Source organism: Psychrobacter sp. TPE 89C (assembly GCF_055522395.1).
Genome location: NZ_JBVFXW010000003.1, coordinates 88,710 through 111,970 on the forward strand (window position 1 = coordinate 88,710; position 23,261 = coordinate 111,970).

General features: G+C 43.0%; 16 protein-coding genes and 1 tRNA gene. 7 read left to right on the forward strand and 10 right to left on the reverse strand.

Annotated elements, in window-relative coordinates; genetic code table 11:
• Window positions 1-79: 79 nt before the first annotated feature.
• Entirely contained in the window at window positions 80-2,191 is a 2,112-nt protein-coding gene (uvrB, locus tag ACZW67_RS02080) for an excinuclease ABC subunit UvrB (RefSeq protein ID WP_465181969.1), read from the reverse strand.
• Window positions 2,192-2,593: 402 nt separating this feature from the next.
• On the opposite strand from uvrB, the gene dps reads away from it, so the two are divergent.
• A complete protein-coding gene (dps, locus tag ACZW67_RS02085) occupies window positions 2,594-3,076 on the forward strand; it encodes a DNA starvation/stationary phase protection protein Dps (RefSeq protein WP_110922451.1) in 483 nt (160 codons plus the stop codon).
• A 168-nt stretch (window positions 3,077-3,244) separates the two neighbouring features.
• Here dps and ACZW67_RS02090 read toward each other — a convergent pair whose 3' ends face one another.
• The 8 genes from ACZW67_RS02090 to ACZW67_RS02125 form a co-directional block, all read right to left on the reverse strand.
• Window positions 3,245-3,808, reverse strand: coding sequence for a DUF2059 domain-containing protein (locus ACZW67_RS02090; RefSeq protein ID WP_465181970.1), 564 nt, complete (start codon window positions 3,806-3,808; stop codon window positions 3,245-3,247).
• A gap of 25 nt (window positions 3,809-3,833) precedes the next feature.
• Window positions 3,834-4,904, reverse strand: a complete 1,071-nt coding sequence (locus tag ACZW67_RS02095) for a cation diffusion facilitator family transporter (protein ID WP_465181971.1) — start codon at window positions 4,902-4,904, stop codon at window positions 3,834-3,836.
• Between the two features lie 160 nt (window positions 4,905-5,064).
• Window positions 5,065-5,586 (reverse strand): acyl-CoA thioesterase, encoded by a 522-nt coding sequence (locus tag ACZW67_RS02100; protein ID WP_465181972.1) that lies wholly within the window; start codon window positions 5,584-5,586, stop codon window positions 5,065-5,067.
• Between the two features lie 77 nt (window positions 5,587-5,663).
• The gene (locus ACZW67_RS02105; RefSeq protein ID WP_465181973.1) at window positions 5,664-6,074 is read right to left on the reverse strand and encodes a DUF2177 family protein; all 411 of its coding nucleotides are present in this window, start codon (window positions 6,072-6,074) and stop codon (window positions 5,664-5,666) included.
• A gap of 200 nt (window positions 6,075-6,274) precedes the next feature.
• Window positions 6,275-7,729 carry a class I SAM-dependent methyltransferase gene (locus tag ACZW67_RS02110; RefSeq protein WP_465181974.1) on the reverse strand — a complete coding sequence of 485 codons (1,455 nt, stop codon included), beginning with the start codon at window positions 7,727-7,729 and terminating at the stop codon, window positions 6,275-6,277.
• A gap of 122 nt (window positions 7,730-7,851) precedes the next feature.
• Window positions 7,852-8,802, reverse strand: coding sequence for a DUF1365 domain-containing protein (locus tag ACZW67_RS02115; protein WP_465181975.1), 951 nt, complete (start codon window positions 8,800-8,802; stop codon window positions 7,852-7,854).
• A 40-nt stretch (window positions 8,803-8,842) separates the two neighbouring features.
• Entirely contained in the window at window positions 8,843-10,573 is a 1,731-nt protein-coding gene (locus ACZW67_RS02120) for an NAD(P)/FAD-dependent oxidoreductase (protein WP_465181976.1), read from the reverse strand.
• A gap of 257 nt (window positions 10,574-10,830) precedes the next feature.
• Window positions 10,831-11,568, reverse strand: coding sequence for an SDR family NAD(P)-dependent oxidoreductase (locus tag ACZW67_RS02125; RefSeq protein WP_465181977.1), 738 nt, complete (start codon window positions 11,566-11,568; stop codon window positions 10,831-10,833).
• 666 nt (window positions 11,569-12,234) lie between these two features.
• Here ACZW67_RS02125 and ACZW67_RS02130 point away from each other — a divergent pair.
• A complete protein-coding gene (locus ACZW67_RS02130) occupies window positions 12,235-13,437 on the forward strand; it encodes a pyridoxal phosphate-dependent aminotransferase (protein ID WP_465181978.1) in 1,203 nt (400 codons plus the stop codon).
• Window positions 13,438-13,724: 287 nt separating this feature from the next.
• A tRNA-Asn gene (locus ACZW67_RS02135) sits at window positions 13,725-13,800 on the forward strand.
• A gap of 226 nt (window positions 13,801-14,026) precedes the next feature.
• Here the strand turns inward: ACZW67_RS02135 and ACZW67_RS02140 are convergent.
• Window positions 14,027-16,891, reverse strand: a complete 2,865-nt coding sequence (locus ACZW67_RS02140; RefSeq protein ID WP_465181979.1) for a heavy metal translocating P-type ATPase — start codon at window positions 16,889-16,891, stop codon at window positions 14,027-14,029.
• 482 nt (window positions 16,892-17,373) lie between these two features.
• Here ACZW67_RS02140 and mrcB point away from each other — a divergent pair, with 482 nt between their 5' ends.
• The 4 genes from mrcB (at window position 17,374) to ACZW67_RS02160 (ending at window position 23,085) form a co-directional block, all read left to right on the forward strand.
• Complete coding sequence (gene mrcB, locus ACZW67_RS02145) at window positions 17,374-19,833, forward strand: penicillin-binding protein 1B (RefSeq protein ID WP_465181980.1); 2,460 nt, start codon at window positions 17,374-17,376, stop codon at window positions 19,831-19,833.
• Between the two features lie 32 nt (window positions 19,834-19,865).
• Window positions 19,866-20,669, forward strand: coding sequence for a tetratricopeptide repeat protein (locus ACZW67_RS02150; protein ID WP_465181981.1), 804 nt, complete (start codon window positions 19,866-19,868; stop codon window positions 20,667-20,669).
• 122 nt (window positions 20,670-20,791) lie between these two features.
• A complete protein-coding gene (gene prmA / locus ACZW67_RS02155) occupies window positions 20,792-21,718 on the forward strand; it encodes a 50S ribosomal protein L11 methyltransferase (protein ID WP_465181982.1) in 927 nt (308 codons plus the stop codon).
• Window positions 21,719-21,900: 182 nt separating this feature from the next.
• Window positions 21,901-23,085, forward strand: a complete 1,185-nt coding sequence (locus tag ACZW67_RS02160; protein WP_465181983.1) for a DUF3426 domain-containing protein — start codon at window positions 21,901-21,903, stop codon at window positions 23,083-23,085.
• The last annotated feature ends 176 nt before the right edge of the window (window positions 23,086-23,261 follow it).

Here is a 23,261-nt window from a genome sequence, read left to right on the forward strand (position 1 = left end):
ATCAAATGATGCATAAAAAAATGAGCCACAGAATATGCAACTCATCATTTATATTATTGAGCAAAAGCCAAAACACACCTTAAATTAAATGTGCTTTTAACTCTAATACTTTGTCACGCGTCTTCGCTGCATCTTCAAACTTCAAATCACGAGACATCTGTTTCATGAGCTTTTCAAGACGGCTGATTTCTTTGGCAAGCAAATCAGGGCTGCGCAAAATACTGATATCGACATCCGGCAGATTGCTCTTGATTGGAATAACTTGATTGTCATTGGTATTCTGATCGTCACCCGTATCAATTTTATCCGTGATACTACGACGCGCACCCTTCGGCGTGATGTTATGCTCTAGGTTAAACGCCACTTGTTTTTCACGGCGGCGGTCCGTCTCGTCTATAGCCTTCTGCATACTATTAGTGATGCGATCTGCATACAGAATAGCTTTACCATTGATATGACGCGCGGCGCGTCCAATGGTCTGAATCAAAGCACGCTCAGAACGCAAAAACCCTTCTTTATCGGCATCAAATATCGCTACCAACGACACCTCAGGCATATCCAAACCTTCACGCAATAGATTGATACCGACCAGTACATCATGCACGCCCGTACGCAACTCGTGAATGATTTGCATACGCTCGACAGTATCGATATCAGAGTGCAAATATGCGACTTTGACATCGTATTCTTTTAGGTAGCTGGTCAAATCTTCTGACATACGCTTGGTCAACGTGGTAATCAATACACGCTCATCTTTTTCGCGGCGTTTGGTAATCTCTGATAGCACATCATCAACTTGCGTCAATACGGGACGTATCTCAATCTCTGGATCAATCAAACCCGTTGGGCGCACGACTTGCTCAACGACTTGCTCGCTGTGCTCTAACTCATATAAGGCTGGCGTGGCACTCACATAAATGGTTTTCGGCTTGATACGCTCCCACTCTTCAAACTTCATCGGGCGGTTGTTCATTGCGCTTGGTAGGCGGAAACCGTAATTGACCAAGTTCTCTTTACGTGATCTATCGCCTTTATACATGGCGCCAATTTGTGAGACGGTCACGTGTGACTCATCAAGGAACAACAGTGCGTCTTCTGGAATATAATCAAACAACGTCGGCGGCGCTTCCCCTGACGGACGACCAGACAAATGCTGCGAATAGTTTTCGATGCCGTTACAGTAGCCGAGTTGCTGTATCATCTCAAGATCATACTGGGTACGCTCTTTGAGACGCTGTGCTTCAATCAGCTTATTATTCTCACGGAAATATTCCAGTCGTGGCTCTAACTCTTCGCGAATGGTATGGCTAGCAGCTTCTAGCTTATTACGCGGCGTCACATAATGCGATTTTGGATAAATGGTAATACGTGGCACGCTACGTACCGTCTTGCCCGTCAATGGATCGAACCAAGTGATTTTCTCCACTTCATTGTCAAATAAATGCACACGTATGGCCAACTGCTCAGACTCAGCCGGATAGATATCTAGCAGCTCACCACGCAAGCGATACGTACCACGCCCAAAATCCAACTCGTTACGCATATACTGCATTTCAACTAGGCGCTTAATCGTCGCCGTACGATCTATGTTGTCACCCACGACCACATGCAATAGCATTTTTAGATAGCTTTCGGGATCCCCCAAGCCATATATACAAGATACTGACGCCACGATAATCGCATCACGACGCTCTAATAGAGCACGCGTGGCTGATAGACGCATCTGATCGATGTGATCGTTAATGGCACTGTCTTTTTCGATAAAAGTGTCACTCGCCGCCACGTAAGCTTCAGGCTGATAGTAGTCATAATAACTGACGAAGTATTCAACCGCATTGTTAGGAAAGAATGACTTAAATTCACCATATAGCTGAGCAGCAAGGGTTTTATTATGCGCCATGATAATGGTTGGGCGCTGTGTCTCAGAGATGACCTTCGCCATGGTATACGTCTTACCAGAACCCGTCACACCCAATAGCAACTGCTCATCCATACCCGAGTTAATACCGTTGACTAGCTTTTTAATTGCTTGTGGCTGATCCCCTGCCGGCTCAAAATCCGTGACCATCTCAAAGGCACGACTTGATATTTGCGTCCCTGACGCATTGACACCACTAATTTCAGCTTCGCCTTGGAGCTGAGTGGCCAATTGATTTAACTGACGCGATGAACGCGGTTCAGGCATACGCATAATGGCTTTCTTCCTAATTCTTATAATGAGGTAAGGTTTATAACAATATGGGGTCTGAGTGTCGGTTTTTAAAGGACAATCATGGGCTGAATACAATGCTAGTGGATACCAGTACTAGCTTATATATGGGTGCATAAGACCGATATTGTATACGCCTGTTTTGGCAAAAAATCTAAGACAGTTATAAAAAACTCACATGATTTTGGCTATATTTACAAAGCTTTTCATGGTTAACAAACTCCTTACACGACCACCTAACAAAGCCTAACGCTTGAGGGTTCCAATAACGATTTAAGCTGCTATTATTTATAACGAATCAACAAGCAGTACCGATACAATCTATCAAATAACAATAAGCTAAATATTTAATTCAATAAAACAAAATACATAATGGAGTAAGATATGAGAGAACGTTACGCAAGTGGAATATCAGACGAAACAGCCAAAAACATGGTAGAGCTGTTAAATGCAAATTTAGCCAACGTCATCGATTTAACGCTAGATGGTAAGCAGTGTCATTGGAATCTACAAGGTACTGGCTTTATCGGTGTGCATCAGTTATTAGATGATACATCGGACCGTATCCTTGAAGTGTCAGATACTATTGCCGAACGTATTGTCATTTTGGGCGGTCAGCCAAACGGTTTGGCCAGTCGTGTGGTAAAAGAGTCTATCCTAGACGATTACCCAACTGATATCACTGAAGTCGATCAACATGTCCGCGAGTTGACTAGCCGCTACAAGAAAGTAGCCGAAACATTGCGTAAAGCAATCGCTACTGCTGGCGATGCAGGTGACGAAGATACTGCTGATTTGTTTACAGAAGCCAGTCGTATCATTGACAAAGATGCATGGTTCATCGGTGCGAATGCCCCTAGTAAGTAACCTTAATAAGTAACCCTAGCAAGTAACAAGCAGATAACTTACTGAGCGTTTGAGACGTAAGTTTAAGACATAAAAAAGGTCGCCGTAATTGGCGACCTTTTTTATGCTTATAGACTTTTATATGAACGATTTTTGGAATGAATGAGTCTAGGCTAATAACGCTCTACATTACTCTTCAAGTTTAAGGGCTTTAATATCTGCAGCCATTCTTGGCATAATATCTTGCACCTTTTCCATCGTAGACTCCATAACGATAGGCATCACTTTTGACATATAATCTTTCATCATAGCAGGCTGTTTATCAATAATACTTTGACCTGCTTTACTACTATAAAATGCTATCTGTGCATCAACCTCTGCTTGGTCAAAGTGCTGTTTCGCTGTCTCCATATAAACCTTGATAACTTGTTGATTCACGCTGTCCCTGTCGCTATTGTCTGTCATCTCTTTACTATATTTACTGACAATACCTTCTAAACGTTGGCGCTGATCTGTACTCAAATTATTAATAGGTAGCGAAGATAACATCGACTGCGTCACTTGATCTGTGATGCCACTGTCACTAGACATGTCATTCATCATCTCAACGACCTTAGTGACCTTGATGAGTTTTAATAGAGACTCGTTCGTTGGCACAGCTGCTTGTGCAGATAAAGTAGGCACGGTCATTAAGCCAACAGCGCTAATGCTCAACGAGACAGCAAATACAGTATTCTTTAGCATAGTTTTCATATGGTGATCGCTTTATGAGTATGGATTAAGTTTCTAGCGGACTGTCTGGCAAGAGCAAAACATCTGCATCTGGTACGGATAGTGTCAAGATAACTTCTTGAAACAATGGGTCTTTTCGAAATTGGTTTTCGATAGCTTCAAACTTATGAGCGATTTCTCTCTCTTTTTGATTACCGGCGATGTCTACTGCCGCCACCATAAATATTTTTTTGGGTCCTACCCACTCTAGATGTAAGTACGAGACACTATCAATATCTGCATGACTCAGTAACTCACTTAACGCATAGCCATGTATCTGCTCTGATACTTTGTAGCCAACCAGAAAGTCACGGTTACGGCTAATCAAAAATATGGCTACAGCGCCCAACAATATGCCAACGATAATAGAGCCTAATGCATCCCAAAATGGCTGTCCAGTATAAGCATGCATGCCCATCGAAGCAGCAGCAACCGCCAAGCCAATGACAGCGGCCAAGTCCTCAAAGAACACACCACGTAACGTTGGGTTAGATGTATTGATCACATAACCGATGGCACTGACATTAATTGCTTCACCATGTTTTTTACTTTGTAAATAAGCCTGCCCTAACGAAAAACCTTCGAGCACAAACGCGACCGCTAATATAATAAAACCGATGGTATAGTTGGTCTCACTCTCCGCCGCATTCCATTCGGTGATACCCGTATAGATGGAGACGATAGAGCCTGCCATAAACACACCAAAGGCGGCAATCATCGACCAGACATAAGATTCCTTGCCGTAACCCAATGGATGGCTGCTATCCGCAGGTTTGACTGCCTTTTTTTCTGCGACAATGAGCAAGGTACCGTTGCCTGCATCTGCCCAAGAATGCGCGGACTCCGCTATCATAGAAGCAGAACCTGTCATAACTGCCGCGACTGTTTTTGCAATGGCAATGATAAGATTGGCCCCAACAGCAATCAGTACTGTCGTCAATGAGCCAGAGTGTTGCTCACCTTCACTAGTGGCATTATTAGAGTCCACTATATCCATACCAACACCACGTGCGATTCGTGTTGTTGGTTGAGCGATAGGAGTGTCTTGCGAATTGGCTTTTGGCGGCTTCAGATTCATAGTAGCCTCGATACAAACGTGTTAAACATAGATATTTGATACTCAACGAGATAATCGACTCAGGGTAATCATTTTACGATAATCAGATACATACATAGGAACATAGGAACAGTAAATTAACCCCCTACCTATATTCCTATTACTTTAATACTCATGCTCACTAACCAACCATCTCTTTTAACTCACAGCTTGGACGATGCGAGCTTTGCATACGCAAATTTTTACGATCTAACGCAGCATCAGCACGGCACTGTTGCAGGTTGTTTTTAATCTCAAGTGGTGGCACTGCTGTTGGCTTACCCTTATCATCGATAGCGACCATCGTAAAGTAACAACTATTGGTATGACGAACAGTACGAGCACGTACGTCTTCTGCTTCGACACGAATGCCAATCTCCATCGACGTATTGCCCACATAGTTGACGCTGGCAGCAAAGGTCACCAGTTCACCCACATAGATAGGCTCTCGAAACATCACCTGGTCGACAGACAGTGTCACTACATAGTTACCGCTATAGCGACTGGCACAGGCATAAGCCACCTGATCAAGCATCTTTAACAAATCACCACCATGCACATTCCCAATAAAATTTGCCATATCAGGTGTCATGAGTATCGACATATATAGCTCACTATTCAAAGGAGCTTTTTGAGCAGATGTGCTGGTGTTAGATTGCGGCATGATAATCCTTATTTTTAGAAATTTTTATTTGTATATATTTGCATGCCAGTATGACAGATTTGATGACCTAATAATATTTAGCTGAGCCAATGAAAGCGATAAGCCAACCATGCAACAGTAGCGCTGACTGAACCCGTCAAAATCCCACCCCAAGCAAAGTCTACTAATGCGGTATCTAAGGTAAAGCCTTTATACAGTGCCAAGTTAGTAAAATCATACGTTCCATATGCCATCAGTCCAATCAAACCACCAAGCAAGAAAATATGACCAATTGAAGCGCCTGATTTGATTTGCGGATACAGCACTAAGATACAAAGCGCCAATATATAAAACATATAGAACACGCCAGCAGCCATCATGTTTGGCTCATCAGCCAATAGATGACCGATACGCGACTCATAAAAGGCTCCTTTCATGGTCGTCAGCCAAACAGCATCGACACCTAAAAAGATAACCACAGCGGCGAGATAAATGAAAACGTAACCCATGATATTACCTCTTATAAAATGAATAAAAACGTAGAAAATTATAATGTCGATGAGGCGTTAGCGGTGACACGATATCCTGGGTTCCTTGACAGACGCGCTACTCAAACAATATAAAACATCTCAGCACGTAGGTCTCAAACGGTTAATGCGTTATAAGACCTTACGAGCGCTAAAACGAAACCATATCCATATCAAAACATTTACACAGTCGCGGTGTCTGCCATGCTTTCATTATTAAAGACTGTCTCATCGTTCAAAACTGTTTTATGATTTAAGACGGCAGCTGGCAAATCAGAGAAATGCATTATATCGATGTTGTTTGGCTTCACTGCTGTCAACTGCACCACTCCGATAGTCCGCTCTAAAAATCCCCCTTCACAGTAGCAAAAGTAAAAGTTCCACAGGCGGATAAACGCTTCATCATAACCAAGCTCAACTATCTCTTCACGCTGCGACATAAATGCTAAACGCCAATCTCTGAGCGTATGCGCATAATCAAAGCCGTAGTCATGAAGCTGCTTGATAACCATGTCGGTCTGCTCTGTGAATTGAGTAGTCAACTCTTGGTTTGAAAGCAGACAGCCACCTGGGAATATATGCGTTTGGATGAAATCCACTGACCCTACATAGTCTTGATAATTTTGATCGTTAAAAGTGATTGCTTGTAACACCATCAGCCCTGTTGGCTTGAGCAAACTGTTACATTTAGCAAAGAACGTCGGCAAGTATTCGTGCCCGACGGCTTCAATCATCTCGATACTTACTAACTTGTCGTACTGACCTGTCAGCTCACGATAATCTTGCTTGAGTAACGTTACTTTATCAGACAGCCCAGCTGCTTCGACTCGGCGCTGTGCCTCGCCATACTGCGCATCAGAGATAGTTGTTGTGGTGACTTTACAGCCATAATGTTTGGCAGCATAAATAGCAAAACCACCCCAACCGGTACCGATTTCAATCACATGATCATCAGCAGTCAATTGTAGACGCTGACAAATGAGCGCCAGTTTATGCTGTTGGGCATCGCTAAGAGACACATCGGGCGTACTATATACCGCTGATGAGTACATCATCGTGTCATCTAAAAAACGCTGATACATGTCATTGCCCAAATCATAATGGGCTAAAATATTTGACTTGGAGCCAGACTTATCATTGCTACGCAGTTGATGCTTTGCTTTTTCAAAGGCTTTACTGACACCTGCAAAGCGATTCTCCAGTTTATTCAATACAGCCAAGTTACGAGCCGCTAACCGAATCAAACCCGTCAAATCATCCGTATCCCACTCGCCGTTGATATAGCTATCTGCTAGCGCAATAGAGCCGCCAAGTAATAGTTGACGATAGACAGCAGGATCATGGATGGTCAAGGTGACATGCAAAGAGTGACGACCCACTGCCGAGCTGCTGGCTACAGTAGTAGACTCACTGCCGAAACAGCTAGTCTTAGGTGCTTGATTACCGAAAGATTCGATGACGGTAAGGCTGCCAAACTGTATATGCTGCAACGCGCGAAATATCAACTTTCTTGCCACTTTATTAACCCCGCCACTGACAGGTTTTAAGACAGCGCTCTCATTGACCACTTTACTCATCTGTGCAGTTAATTTCTCTAATGTTGAAACAGGTGCTCGATCGGTCAGTCTGGCTGGCATCGTGTATTTATCCTTGTCTAAATGCTTTTTTGGTTGGTCTAACATTCATGAAATTTTGGGATTTCTAATGACTATAAATAGCTAATGGCTTTGAATTGCTAATAGCTGTCTTTTGAGCTGTTTTATTTTTGCTGTTGGCTGTCTGCTAGCTTTTCATCATAATTAATATAAGGGACTTTTTTGACGGCATAAAGTTTAAAAGCATGCCAATAGATACGAGTCAAAGAAGTCAGATTCATCACTGGATTTTGTCGTAAGCTTTTTCGGATAGAGGCGTCAGTCATTGGTACACCTGACATTTTTATGCCTGTTTTTAGCACTTCACCACGCTCATCACTGATATTAATAGCGATACGAACCTGCAAACAGTTATCCGGCTGTTTTTTTACCTTAACCTGCCAGCGATAAAGCTGATCGATGGGATTAAAAGGTGAGACATGAAAATTTTTATCATGACAGAACTCCGTCTCCTCACCATCGAGTAAAAACCCATAACAATGACGCTTATCCCATGGCGTATTGGTTACTTCAGCTAGCAGATGCGTTGGCGCCTGCTGCGCATCAAATCCTAAATAAAAATTGACTGGGCTGAAGTACAAGCCTGCATTACGACAGACTAGCAAACCGATCATATCGCCAGTCGGTGCGCCACCTGAATACTCAACGAAAGCATCACGCAGACGATGGCTGAGTGCTTGAGTAGGATTCAAATCAATATTGCCATTGGTACCGTCGTTGTCGTTATCTTCATTGCCGCTTAAACCCTCTAATTTCTGCAAATAATCATCTGGGCAAAACTGCTGCAAGGCTTTTTTATTTGCTGAAAATAATGGCAATCCTTTTGCTAAAAGTCGTTTGAATGGTGATTTCTTTATTAGACTATTTTTGGCAAAAATATTTTTGCTTACTTCAGGAAGTACCTGCCCTGCAGCTAGTGCGCTGATATTCACGCCCCAATAGCGATACGGGTAGACAAATTTATTTACACTTGGCAGTAATCGGCTGTGCCATGTTGTTCCATAGAACAACTGATGTGGTAAGGCGTTGTTAGACGAGTAGTCTTCGTTAGACATAGCACTCTCTTTAGTGGTGTTTTCTATTTTAATTCTAAAATTACTTCGAGTTACGATAACCAAATAAGCCACGTTTTTTCTTCTGTCCACCATCTATGACGGTAGACTGTAAACGCTCGGCATACTCAACCAACTCCTGATTGGTGGTCGCTCTGATGACTTCACGCTTATTAAGTTTACGTGACTTGGTATCCGCCTTTACCGGCATGTCTTTGTAACGGAATGGCGTGTGTGCACTATCAGCATCAGGCAAGTGAGCCGGGTCAACGTCGTCTTTTATCGTAATATCATGACCCAATGCCTGACAGACACGTAGACCGCTGCGCACACCATCTTCATGAAAACCATTGAACCAATAGGCACCGCAAAAATGCGTATGCAAGCCGTTACCAGAGATGCTCGACCATTTGGTTTGTGCGTCAATCATCGCGAGATCAAATACTGGATGGCTATAATCAATGCTTTCAATGATTTGCTTGTCATCGATATTTTTATCAACCGTTTCTGGATTAAGCGTCACTAGATAATTATGCTGTTTGGTGAGTCGCTGCAGGATATTCATATGATACGTCAGTACGGGCTTAGCAGGGCTTTGTACGCTTTCAGCAGCTTGCTCAATCTCCGTCGTGCTGCCCGATGCTGTTTCATCAATGAGGTAGTTCCAACTTGCCCATGCCAACGGTTTCTTAGGTAGAACGCTGATATCGGTATGAAGTACGGCGGTATTTTTGGTAAAGCGGAAATGCCCTAGCACTTCAGACTCTTCTGTACTGGCATCTTTTAAAATCTTCAGCGCAGTATCTGCATGACAAGCAAAGACAACTTCGTCAAATACAAAATTTTCGATCTTGTTATCAGTGTTACCTTTGTCTTGAACCGTCAATAATACTTGCTCACCATCACGAACTACCGACTGTACTGGGCTGTTTACTCGTACCTCGCCGCCCGCTTTGATAAAGCGTGGCACTAACTTATTGACGTACTGTTTTGAGCCGCCTTTAATCGTGAACCACTGCGGACGATTGACCACATCGAGCAAGCCGTGGTTATCAAAGAACTGCGCAAAAAACACCAATGGAAAATCTTGTACTTCATCCAGACTGGTTGACCAAATAGCTGAAACCATTGGCAGCAGATAGTTGTCTGTGAATAGATTGCCGTAGTTTTTCTGTGTAAGGTAATTACCAAGTGTTTGCTCGGTGAAGACGCTGACATCTTGCCCTTGAGCACGTGCCACTTCGTAATCTTGGCGTAGCTGCTTGATATGCTTGTTGAACTGTATAATATCTTTAATAAATCGCCAAAATTTTGGATTGAGCACGTTTTTACGCTGTGACAATAAAGTGTTAAGCGTATGACCGTTGTATTCAAAATGACGTGCAATGTTTTTTACCGAAAAGCTCATGTCTGTCGACTGGAACGGTACTTTTAAGTCGTATAACAACCGAAAAAAGTTAGGATAGGTACGCTCGTTAAAAACAATGAATCCCGTGTCTATCGCACTGGTTTCCACATTGCCCGTTTTTGCTTTTTTGCCATCTTGGAGTGCCACATCAATCGTATTCACATGCCCGCCGATGTAATCATTGGCTTCGAACACTGTTACGTCATGTTGTGCCACGAGGTAATGAGCACAAGTCAATCCTGACACACCCGAACCAATAATAGCGATACGCTTTTTGGCTTGGACGCTAGACGCACTTTTCAAAACGTTGCTGGCTTCGTTAGAGACTATTTCTGTGTTCTTACGTTTACGGCGGATAAACGACATACATGCGTTCCTTTGTAGGTTTTTAACGATCTGTTTTTAACGACTTGTTTTTAGCGATTTATTTTGAACGACTCTTTAGGGCGTGTCTTCATTTCAAAAATGGTGATAAAAATGAGATAAATTGCCGTCAAACAAGAAAAATAGCGCAGATAATATCGGGATATTAACTAGCTATTTGACGATGTTTGGCAAGATTTAGCCATTTTTAGCCCATCTAGATGACTATCGGGTGAATTGAAGACACGCCCTAGTATCAGTTATGTTTTATTAAGCTTTCCACTGACTTGCTGCCACACTAGATCTGGTAATGTACCCAACGCCTTCAATGGCAAGGTTAGCTTCTTCGGGAATTCAATCACATCGTGCCCGCTCGCTATACCATCTCGGATGGCTTGGCTTGCCTGCGCTGGCGTCTGGATAAATGGCATAGGGAAGTCATTTTGTTTGGTCATTGGTGTTTCGACAAAACCAGGCACGACTAAGCTGACTGATACATCATGTGGCGCTAAGCTAATTTGTAGAGTCTTCATTAGATAATGAATGGCCGCCTTTGAGCTGCCATAAGCCTCGGCACGGGCAAAAGGCACATAAGCGGACGCTGAACCAATACCAATCAAGCGACCTTTTGAGGCGATTAACTTAGGTAAAACGCCTTCGATAGCGTGCGATAATGTCCCCATATTGACGGACATCACTTTCATGAATGACGCACTATCAAAGTTTGGCATGTCTAAATACTCGCACATACCAGCCCCGCAAATCGCTAAGTCAATCACATCAATCTTCTCAAAAGCTTCTATTACTTTTTCTCGATCCATAAGGTCTAAATCAATGGTCTCAGCCCCCAATGATTTTAGCTCAGCCAATGCGGTATCATCACGGCCAACAGCGTAGACATGATGGTCGTCTAACAAATAATCTTTGGCTAATTGGTTGCCGATACCTGACGTTGCGCCAGTAATGAGAATATGTTGTTTCTTGGGAAAGTTTGTCATTGTCAGTATCCTTTATTATTTCTTTTATAATGTATAAGTCAGTGCTTAGCCAGATGTTACATACTCAGTTGTTATTGTTTTTTGGTAGATAACATTAATCGCATTTCATTAAGCTAATGCCTATTTTATTTAAGAAATCTAAATAATTATAGTGTGTCGATACAGGTTTATTGTTGTGTCTTCGCAATTAAAATGGGCATAGAAGTACAAATACACTCGGTTTATCTAGCCAATGATAATGCTATGAATAATGACATTAATTCCTATTATTAAGATATTTCTCTCATTCTATAAAAGATTGGTGAAAATTCGATAGATGGTAGTTAATCGAGAGAATCAGCGCAGACAACACAGTTCGAATAACATAGAGCCGTTAAACAGCTATTTGGCAAAATTTAACCACTATTAGTTTATTTAAATAACTATTAATCAGATGTGGTTTGAGTTGAATATACGTCTTGGTGTCTTGGGACAGCAAAATACCTAGATGCTACAATATTACAGTCGAAGCACATTTATTATTGAGTATTATTTATAGTCTCAACGGTTTAAAAAACCACCTCATATTCGACACGCCCACAATATCGTGTACTGGTTGCATGGAGCACGTTATACAATCAATATCAGCTGTTCACCCACTCTACTCTAATACAAAAAGGATACCTCATGAGCGAGATACAATTGTCTAACCGCGTCAACAACATCAAACCGTCACCGACTATGGCCATTACCAATAAAGCCAAAGAGATGAAAGCTGCGGGCAAAGATATTATCGGCTTAGGCGCTGGCGAACCTGATTTTGATACACCAGAGCACATCAAAAAAGCAGCGATTGACGCCATTAATAATGGCTTTACCAAGTACACTGCTGTTGATGGCACACCAGAGCTAAAAAAAGCTATTATTGAAAAATTTAAGCGTGACAATGACATCAGCTATGAGCCAAACGAAATCCTAGTATCGGCTGGTGGTAAGCAATCATTCTTTAACCTTGCTCAAGCCTTTATCAATCCAGGTGACGAAGTTATCATTCCTGCGCCTTACTGGGTCAGCTACCCTGACATGGTCATCATCGCAGAAGGTGTACCCGTCATTGTCAAATGCCCTGCTGAGCAAGACTTCAAAATTACTGCCGACCAGTTAGAAGCAGCTATCACCGATAAAACTAAAATGTTGGTATTGAATAGTCCGTCTAACCCAACGGGTATGATTTATACGTTAGATGAGCTAAAAGCCATCGCTGAAGTCTTGAAAAAACATCCACAAGTCTATGTAGCCTCAGATGATATGTACGAGCATATCCGCTGGACGGGCGACAAGTTCTACAATATCTTAAATGCAGCACCTGAGTTAAAAGACCGTGCGATCATCTTGAACGGTGTCTCGAAAGCGTATGCGATGACAGGCTGGCGTATCGGCTATGCGGGTGGCACTGCTAAACTAATCGGTGCCATGAAAAAGGTGCAATCACAATCCACCTCATGTCCAGCTTCTATCAGCCAAGTCGCTGCAGAAGCGGCTATCAGCGGCGACCAAAGCGTATTAGAACCAATGGTAGCGGCATTTGAACAGCGCTGTGATTTGGTGGTGAATGGTCTAAATGCCATTAAAGGTATTACTTGCCTGCGCCCTGATGGCGCATTCTATGTATATCCAAATATCGTACCGCTAATCAAAGCGGCTGGCCTGTCGTCATGCACGGAGTTCTCAGCATGGTTATTAGACAAGGTTGGCGTGGCAGTCGTGCCTGGTGATGCATTCGGCCTTGGTGGTTACATGCGTATCTCTTACGCCACGGATGAAGCCACGCTAAAAGATGCCTTATCACGTATCGAGCAAGCAGTGGCTGATTTAGACGTTGCTGAATAAATTTCAAAGACGATAAGCTCAGAAATATATTGATAGATTAAAATAGCGCTTAGAGGAGATGCCACATAGAGAGTATGTGGTGTCTTTTTTATTCGCCTATCAATGACTAATCTTTGGGAAACCACCTCGAATAATGCCTTATTACCTACTTAAAAGAATAAACTTTGAAAATTATGCAAAAAAAGCTTGACGTATTTTTTATCTTTGCTAGAATACGCCCCACTTAGCAAGAACTCGTTAGAGACTTTCTAAGCTCGTTGTAAGCGTATTTAATACTTACAACCTATTCTCCAATAGCTCAGTTGGTAGAGCAACGGACTGTTAATCCGTGTGTCCCTGGTTCGAGCCCAGGTTGGAGAGCCACATTTTAGTAGTAAATTTTTTGAATTATTATTAATTCGATTATGGCATTTGCCAAAACCCTCATCAATTTGATGAGGGTTTTTTTATGTCTGCTATTTTCTTAATCGACATGCATAAGATAAACGATATGAGTCAAATAATAGGTACAACGCTTATAGAGTTGCTGCATGCGAACAGAAACAACTTAAAGCGTTTAGGTCTTCATTATGGTATGACTGCAATTACCCTAAGCACGCTTCAAACGCAAGGCATTTAAGACCACAAACAATGAGCTGAGTGACATACCAATAGCAGCGAGCCATGGTGGTACATAGCCTAAAGCTGCTGGTATCAACACAATACTGTTATATACCAGTGCCCAGCGGAAGTTTTGTTTGATGATGCGTTCTGTCTTATCAGCGATACGTTTGGCCGCAGTAATGGCTTCAATGTGACCATTTAAGATAATACTATCGCTCGATACTTGAGCTAAATCTGCCGCGCCAGCAATTGAGGTCGAGACATCTGCTGCTGCGAGTACAGGTGCATCATTGATACCGTCACCAACCATCAGCACTACTGCACCTTCAGACTGCAATTTTCGAATATGATTAACCTTATCGGTTGGCGATAGACCATTATAGGCAGACTTCATACCCAAACCTTTCGCCATTACTAACGCTTGTGGACTTGGATCACCAGTCAGCATTACAGACTCAATGCCTAGCGCTTTCAGCGTATCAAGCATCGACTTAGCACTGTCACGCACCTTGTCATTAAAGTAAAAACACGCCAACGCCTGCCAATCGTCTGAATCGTTATTTTGACAAGATAACACCACCGCTGAGCTAGCACGCTGCGCTACTAAATCAATGGTTATATCATTATTTGCACTAGCATCATTGGTATTGTCTAAGGCAAAATCTACATGACCAATTCGATATAACACACCATCGATCATTGCTTCTACCCCACCCGCTGGATAATGCTGTAATGCTTGCGTGGCTGGCAGGTGCAGTTGATAAGCAGCAGTCAGCAATGCATGGGCAATCGGATGGCGACTACCCACTTCTAAAGCAGCGGCGATGGCTAAGACTTTATCTTTTTGGTCTGATAATGCTAAACCTTCTGTCTCTTTTTGACTCAGAAGATCAGTTAATTCGATATTGAGTAGGTTCGGCTTACCATAAGTCAGCGTGCCTGTCTTGTCAAAAGCCACATGCGTGATTTCAGCAAGCGTTTGTAGCGTATGTCCACGCGTGGTCAAAAACCCATAGCTCGCCAACCGATTCGTCGATACCGTAAGCGCAATCGGTGTCGCCAAAGACAATGCACAAGGACAAGTTGCGACCAATACTGCGACGGTAGCCCAAACGGCTTGGCTCGGATCAACGATATACCAACCAATAAACACCAAGACAGACAGTACTAAAATCCGTGCCACGAACCAGCGTGCCAGCTTATCTGCTTGCTGTGCCAGTTTTGGCTTTTCACTCATGGCGCGGTTCATAAGTCTATCTATCAAGCCTATCTGGCTGTCTTCTGGTAGTGCGGTGACCAGCATCTCAAATGGCTGACTGTCATTTTGCGCACCACCAACGATATAGTCGCCTTGAGATTTAATAATCAAGTCGCCCTCGCCCGTTAGCAGGCTTTGCGAGACTGTAGCGGTTGGACTGAGCAAAATACCATCACTGATAATTTCAGATCCAGCTTCTACCATGATGATGTCACCCACTTGCAAGCTGTGAGCGGTCACCATTTTTTTGTCTTGTGTACTACTTTTATCTTCGACGCTGACGTCTGTTGTTGACTCTGGTTTTGATTCTTGTTTTGATAAAGAGAATCGCTGATTGCGTGATTGCTGCCAGTCTTGGGCGATACGTGCGGTTAGCTCATGAACATTATCATCTATGCTCTTCATAAAATTAGGCATAGCACTTGATAATTTTTGGTTGCTTATAGCGTCCACATTCACATTATCACGTGAAATATCAGCAGTTCCATCTTCTTCACTGCTAGCCGTCTGATTGAGCATATTCTGCGAAATCTGTTGCAAAATACGCTTAGCAGCTTCTTTATCTTCCGCAACTTTTTGAACCAACACCGGTTCAACCACCACCAAATCATTGGCCATAGTCGCCGCTTTTAGGCGAGCATTATGCTCGATGTAACGGCCTGCTAATAAGAAGAAAATAAACATACTGACTGAATCGTAATACGTTTCCCCTTGCCCAGTAATCGTGGCATATAAACTGGCGAAAAAGGTCACAATTAGCGCAATACTGACAGGCACATCCATATTGACTTGGCGGGCGCGAACCGCTGACCATGCTGATGTAAAAAATGGTAGTCCAGCATAAAAGAATACTGGCGTACTGACGAACAATGAGACCCAACGCAAAAAATCACGCTGCAATATCAGCATATCGCTATATTCACCAAAATAGAGCGCCACGGCATACATCATTGCTTGCATCGAACCCAGCGCAGCAATGCCAAGGCGCAGCAGCATTTGATTAGTATGGCGTGCCAACATGGCCTCATGCGTGTCTTGACGATAAGGCTTGGCTTCATAGCCGATTTCATTGATAACGGCCAGAATACGGCTAATCGGTAGCTTATCTTCATTCCAAATTACCCGCATACGTTGGTTGGTCAAATTCACCTGACATTTACTGATACCATCTAACTCGTCGAGACGTGATTCAATCAACCACGTACACGCCGCACAACGCAGATTATTGACAGACAATTCTGCCACCGACATACCATCCTGCGCATACACAAACTGCTGCTTTATCTCGTCATGATCATAAGCCTCAAGGCGAGTCATTTGAGTAGGCAAGCTTGCCGTACGACTAATCTCCGAGCGATCCAGATAATATTGCTCAAGCCCAGCCTCTACGATACTCTGCGCTGCCAACTGACAGCCCATACAGCACATTTCACGTGATTGACCCAATATCTCGGCATAGAATGGTGGCTGCGGTACAGGATCACCGCAATGAAAGCAATCGCCCGCAAGTGGCAGCACTAGACCTTCAATGATCGAGTTGTCTTCATAATGATGGTTTGGGGTAGAAGCTATTGATGGAGGGACACTAGACATAATCGCGCTTACTTCCTTTAAACAGGTTTGCTCGAACCTTATTCGTTTCAAGTTCGTTTCAAGTAAATTCGCTTCGCGGGCAGCTTGCTATCATTAACAGTACTCAATGCTTAGGTTATAGAACTTAGGTTATAAAACAAAATAAAACAGCAACTTTAAAGGTCTCTTGGCTTTGCTAGCATAAAGTAACACGCAACAATAACAGCGGATAATTCATAAAAAACACATCGTTGTAGCAAGATTAAATTGCTATCGTGAACGACTATTCTATATGGCATCTATAAAAGCAATTAAAAGCTCTTGATGCGTTTATATTCATGTGAATACTTTAATAAAGATTATACTATAAGCAAGTGCTGTAAGCAGTCTCAATGCTCATAGTTTAATACCAATGAATGCCTACTTTGACGATGATAGATTGAAAAATTTGTCATTTTGCGTCATTATGAAGCAGTTTTTTATCCCAAAATGGTGCGATATCAGTGCAAAAATCCAATTCCAAGCTACCAAATACCCAGTTACCACAGTCTGCTAGGCCTATTGTCAGCACGCTACCTTCACAGCAGCGCGGCTTGGTATTTAGTAGTCTTATATTAATTGTTATTATCGCGGGTATGGTGCTGCTCGCGCTATACTTAATCAAACTTGATCGTACCATTACCCATAAGTTTGAGGGTAAGCGCTGGGATATTCCTGCCAAAGTATATTCGCAGCCACTTGAATTATATCAAGGTGCTAGTGTCGATACCGATACGATGAAAACTTGGCTAGAACTGCTTAATTATCAAAGCAACAAAGCTTATGATCGCACTGGTACTTATCATAAATCAGGTAATACCTACTTTATCCACACGCGTGGCTTCACTTATAGCGCCAATGATGTGGACAAAGAGCAAGTCATCAAAATGACTATTAATGGTAATAAGATTTCATCGGTGCAGAGTACCTTACCTGCCAAGAGCGGCATCATTCGCTTAGAGCCTGTCAATATTGGTGGTATCTACCCAGATAGTAACGAAGATCGTATGGTCGTCTCATTAGATGACGTACCACAGCCGCTCATCGATGCGTTGATCGCCACGGAAGACCGTGCGTTTTACGAGCACAAAGGGGTATCTGTACGCGGTATCGCACGCGCCGTAATAAATAACTTCTCTGGCGGCTCTAGACAGGGCGGCTCGACCATTACTCAGCAGTTGATCAAAAACTTCTATCTCAACTCAGACCGTACGCTAAAACGCAAAGCCAACGAAGCATTAATGGCTGTACTACTTGAATTGCATTACAGCAAAGACGAAATTCTACAGACGTATCTAAACGAGATTTACTTAGGTCAGAATGGTAAGCGCTCTATTAATGGTTTTGGCTTGGCCTCACAGTTTTATTTTGGCAAACCACTCAAAGAGCTACGCTTAGATCAACAAGCCATGCTTGTGGGTATGGCAAAAGGCCCAAGTATCTATAATCCACGTCGCAACCCAAATGACTCAAAAGAGCGCCGTAACATTGTCTTGGGCAATATGTTGGCTGTAGAGTCACTTAGCCAAGAAGACTATGATAAAGCGATTGAACGACCGCTTGATATCGTGGAAAAACCCGTTGATGGTAAGAGTCAATTTCCTGACTTTTTGGATATCGTCAAACGTGAACTGAATACTGTTTATTATTCTGATGATCTCAAAAACGAAGGTCTCACTATTATCAGTACGTTAGACCCAATTGCGCAGTTGGCAGCAGACAAAGCCGTTGATAAAAAACTGGGTGAGCTACGTCGCAAGAGCAGCAAAACCAAAGATTTGCAAGGTGCTCTAGTGAGTGCCAATCCTGAAACTGGCGAGCTGGTTTCTGTGGTTGGTAGTGGCAGTGAGTTTACCGGCTTTAACCGTGCCGTCGATGCCAAGCGTCAAGTCGGCTCATTGTTAAAGCCAGTCATTTATATGACAGCGCTCGAAAGCGGACGCTACAATCTCGCAAGCTCGGTAGATGACTCGCCAATTACAGTCAATCTAAGCGATGGTACTAAATGGAACCCAAAGAACTACGACAATCGTGATCATGGTTATGTACCGTTTACCACTGCGCTATCACAATCATATAACCAAGCGGCGGTACGCTTGGGCATGGAGTTTGGAATTGATACCTTTGCCAAACAGTTGAAGCGTATGGGTGTAAAAGAAGACATACCACCATATCCTTCAGCACTGCTAGGCTCTGTCAATCTTAGCCCGATGGATATGCTTGGTGTATACCAAGTCTTTGCAACTGGCGGCTTTCGCACCCCTATTCATAGTATTCGTACGGTGATAGATGATCGCGGCCGTATCTTGCAACGTACTGGACTCAATACTCAGCGCAGCATCCCGCCTGAGACCAATTACCTCACGAATTACGCGCTACAGCAAGTGGTTGCAACTGGTTCTGCTAAACGTGCAAAATCACTTGGTAGCAATTTAAACTTGGCGGGTAAAACAGGTACCACAAACGACTTTCGAGATGCTTGGTTTGCCGGTTATAGTGGCAACTACGTCAGTGTGGTTTGGGTTGGTCGTGATGATAACAAACCTATCGGTCTAAGCGGTGGTAGTGGCGCATTACCAGTTTGGGTTGATTATATGGACCGTCTCAAGCTGACGCCTGTGTCGCTACCAGAGCCTGAAGGTATTGAATGGTTATGGTTGGAGAACAACTCAGGTAAGTTATCTAATGAGCGTTGTACTGATGCCCGTTATCTGCCAGTACTGTCAGCGCATCTACCAAAAGAAGCCAGCAGTTGTGCGCTTGGCCTATATCAACAAGACCGTGCACGCGAACAATCACAGTTGCAAAACCAACAAGGCAATTTTGAGATTCCAAATGGTGAAGCCGTTGATACCGATAGCCAAGAAAATAGTGATGAGCAAGATGCCGATACTTGGTATGATCGTGCCGTTGAATGGTTCTAACATTGCTTTTAAACATTACAAAAGGTCTCAACATGTTGTTATCTCTGAAGCACGCTACGTCAGTCAAGCCAGCCATTATTGGTAGTCCTAAAATGCCTACCTCAGCCAATGCTGTACTGGTAACCAGCGCACTTATCAGCATGTTGGGTTTGAGCGCTTGTCAGACTGCGCCGACTACGATGACGACAGCCCCTTCTCAAACTGTCCCATCGTCGCAAATGCCTGACATGTCTGCGCCTACTAGGTCTACTGAGACTCAGAACCCTATCTATGAAGAGGATGATGGCAACGATTACCCAATCGAGCCTGATAGTTCAGTTGAATCGGCAAATCCACTGACTCAAGAGTCTCCGGTGTTTGTACCATCCAACCCTATACCGACTCAGCCTGATACTGTCTTCGTTATTCCTTCTCGTGAAGAGTACGTAGTCCCTGAGCCATCTATACCATCACATAGCGAACTGTTAGAACGTGCTAGAAGCAACTCACAGCAACGAACGCAACAAGCGACCAGTAACAATAGCAACCTGCCAGCATTTCGCAGTTTGATGCAGACAGGTATCAATCAGCTCAAAACAGGTCAATTGACCAATGCTGAAAGCAGCTTTACCCGTGCACAGCGCCTAGCACCCAAATCATCAGCGGTATATTTCTATTTAGCACAAGTGGCATTGAAAAAGAACCAACCTCGTAAAGCAGAAGCAATGGCACGCCGTGGTCTTAGTGTCTCTCAAGATGCCAATCGCAGACGCGCGCTATGGCAAATCATTTTGCAGTCAGGACAGGCACAAGGTAACTCACGTGTCGTCAGTGAGGCAAAACAAGCATTACGTTAATATCAAAACATATCTAAGTGGATAGATGCCAAGTTTATAACTTTGTAATCTATTCACTTTTTATATTCTACACCCCATCATTTATCCAAAATATACATTTAATTTAGCTTAAGGTTATCGTTATGGCATGGCAACAACTACATTTACAATGTGAAAAAGCAAACGTCGATTTGGCTGAGGCGCTACTACTAGAGGCAGGCGCACTGTCTATTGCCTTGGATGATGCAGGTGACCAGCCTTTGTTTGAGCCATTACCTGGTGAATCGCCTCTATGGGATGAAGTTATCCTAACAGGGCTGTTTGATGCAACTACTGATGCTGGCAACCGTCAGGCTGTCGAGCAGTTGAGTCATGAAATCGCCGCTCAAGTACAAGCTACCCGTGTTTGGCTGAGTGCTGTCGATGACAAAGACTGGGAACGCGAGTGGATGAGTAACTACCATCCTATCGAATGTGCCAATAACCTATGGATCGTACCCAATTGGCTAACACCACCGAACCCTGACGCGACCAATATTATTATGGATCCTGGACTGGCCTTTGGTACTGGCTATCATGCGACCACGCGCTTATGTCTCGATTGGCTAACAGAGCAAGACTTAAAAGATAAAGTGGTCATTGATTATGGTTGTGGCTCAGGTATTTTGGGCATTGCTGCTTTACTATTGGGTGCACGCCAAGTTTATGCAGTTGATATCGATCCACAAGCAGTATTGGCAACCAATCAAAATGCAGAACGCAATGATGTTGGTGACCGTCTACAAGCATTCTTACCAGAAGATTTTACAGATTACTGTTCACAGAATGCTGTCTTGCCAGTAGACGTTATCGTCGCAAATATCTTGGCAAAACCATTAATTGGCCTAGCCCCTTATTTTGCGACTTTAATCACGCAAAAAGGTAGAATCGTACTAGCAGGCTTGATAGAGTCGCAAACTGACCAAGTCACTGATGCTTATCAGCCTTATTTTGCCCTTGATGCAAAACATGCTTTTACAGCGCAAGAAGACCAACATTGGCAACGTCTATCTGGTACATTTACAGGCTAGCAACATTTAATTACATCTGTTACGATAGAGGGCAGTCAGATACCCTGTGTTTGACGCCACTCTATCCGTGCTCATGACTCATAGATTTTTAAACGCTTTTGAATGATGGCATTAGCATCATAGGCAGCCTTTATTGAGTGGCTAAGCGGTATTGATAACCATATTTTTTTGGATTCGACCCTATGACTACGCCAATACAGACCCAGTGCCCTCATTGCAAAAATTGCTTGCAAATACAGCAAGATCAGCTCAATAAAGACAATGCAATGGTCATCTGCGATCAGTGCCATCAAAGCTTTTTAGTCAACAAACATCTTGTTGTAAACCCTGATGTTTCTAAGATATCAGCCTCTCAAGTAGATACGGCGATAATTCCTAAAAGTGATAAGCCGACTCCAAATAAGCACTCTATACAAACATCTAAAATTCACAATAAAAAGAGCTCTGACGACACAAAACCATCACTCAACAAACAACCTTCCAAAAAAATCTCCTCTGATATATTAATCTATGATGACATGGATACCGATGAATTAGACGACACCTCTGTAGAATACGACTCTCTAGACATTATGGATGCGTGGTTAGATCAAATAAACGAAGCCAATCATACCTCAACAGCATCTGATGAACCATCAAGCACCACCTCTGAAACAACCAGTAAAAGCATCAGTTCAGCCGTCTCTAATGATATTCACGCTAATATCGATGATACGACTGACAACTCATGGCTCGAAAAGCTTCTTAAAGATCAAAACAAAAACCAAGACATACTACAAGACGATACAGACTTATCACAACTGTTACTCAATATGGGCGTACCACTCAAAGACGAAGACAAAACCATTGACGAGCGTATGAGAAAGTCTCAAGAGCAATTTATACCAACGTCCAGAAAACGCTCAGCAGCATCGTTATTGTGGATACTCGGATGTTTGGTATTGGCACTATTACTCTTTGCACAATATGTCATCTTTAACTTAGAGACCTTAGTAAAAAACCCTGCTCATGCTGAAAAACTCCAAGCAATATGTTCAGCTATTTCGTGTAGCTTACCCAGTGCCGATATAAATGCACTGACACTCACTAATGCCAATCATAGATCTAGCAAAATAAAAACGACGGGTAATTTCAGCGATATAAGTGCTACATTAAACAATCAAAGCGCAAGCACTCAGCTATATCCAAATGTTAAAGTCAGCGTCTATGGTGCTGATGCTTTGATTGGCGAGTTTATTGCTACACCAGCTGACTATCTATTAAGTAAGCAAAGTCAACTGGCTGCAGACAGTAACCGTCAGATACTCTTTACTATACCCGTTGCAAATACACAAATCCGTGATGTTAGCATTAGCCCTTTGTACTAAGTTTTGAGCTAAATTGAAGCTTATAACATTGAGTTAATGCTTATCAGTCAGAGAGGTTTGTATTCATACTATTGAGAATGAGCTTTCGTAAATAGCGCCAATACTAAGATAACTGCCAATATATCAGCGCTAGACGACATTAATTTGATATAATACTCACAATATCTTATGGTTTG

What these genes read in the sequence shown, in the direction of transcription:
- ACZW67_RS02105 (WP_465181973.1), bottom strand. Translation starts at nt 6,074, where the DNA reads ATGGGTTACGTTTTCATTTATCTCGCCGCTGTGGTTATCTTTTTAGGT.
- uvrB (WP_465181969.1), bottom strand. Translation starts at nt 2,191, where the DNA reads ATGCGTATGCCTGAACCGCGTTCATCGCGTCAGTTAAATCAATTGGCC.
- ACZW67_RS02160 (WP_465181983.1), top strand. Translation starts at nt 21,901, where the DNA reads ATGACTACGCCAATACAGACCCAGTGCCCTCATTGCAAAAATTGCTTG.
- ACZW67_RS02120 (WP_465181976.1), bottom strand. Translation starts at nt 10,573, where the DNA reads ATGTCGTTTATCCGCCGTAAACGTAAGAACACAGAAATAGTCTCTAAC.
- dps (WP_110922451.1), top strand. Translation starts at nt 2,594, where the DNA reads ATGAGAGAACGTTACGCAAGTGGAATATCAGACGAAACAGCCAAAAAC.
- ACZW67_RS02090 (WP_465181970.1), bottom strand. Translation starts at nt 3,808, where the DNA reads ATGAAAACTATGCTAAAGAATACTGTATTTGCTGTCTCGTTGAGCATT.
- ACZW67_RS02140 (WP_465181979.1), bottom strand. Translation starts at nt 16,891, where the DNA reads ATGTCTAGTGTCCCTCCATCAATAGCTTCTACCCCAAACCATCATTAT.
- ACZW67_RS02115 (WP_465181975.1), bottom strand. Translation starts at nt 8,802, where the DNA reads ATGTCTAACGAAGACTACTCGTCTAACAACGCCTTACCACATCAGTTG.
- ACZW67_RS02125 (WP_465181977.1), bottom strand. Translation starts at nt 11,568, where the DNA reads ATGACAAACTTTCCCAAGAAACAACATATTCTCATTACTGGCGCAACG.
- ACZW67_RS02100 (WP_465181972.1), bottom strand. Translation starts at nt 5,586, where the DNA reads ATGCCGCAATCTAACACCAGCACATCTGCTCAAAAAGCTCCTTTGAAT.
- ACZW67_RS02150 (WP_465181981.1), top strand. Translation starts at nt 19,866, where the DNA reads ATGTTGTTATCTCTGAAGCACGCTACGTCAGTCAAGCCAGCCATTATT.
- ACZW67_RS02095 (WP_465181971.1), bottom strand. Translation starts at nt 4,904, where the DNA reads ATGAATCTGAAGCCGCCAAAAGCCAATTCGCAAGACACTCCTATCGCT.
- ACZW67_RS02110 (WP_465181974.1), bottom strand. Translation starts at nt 7,729, where the DNA reads ATGCCAGCCAGACTGACCGATCGAGCACCTGTTTCAACATTAGAGAAA.
- ACZW67_RS02130 (WP_465181978.1), top strand. Translation starts at nt 12,235, where the DNA reads ATGAGCGAGATACAATTGTCTAACCGCGTCAACAACATCAAACCGTCA.
- prmA (WP_465181982.1), top strand. Translation starts at nt 20,792, where the DNA reads ATGGCATGGCAACAACTACATTTACAATGTGAAAAAGCAAACGTCGAT.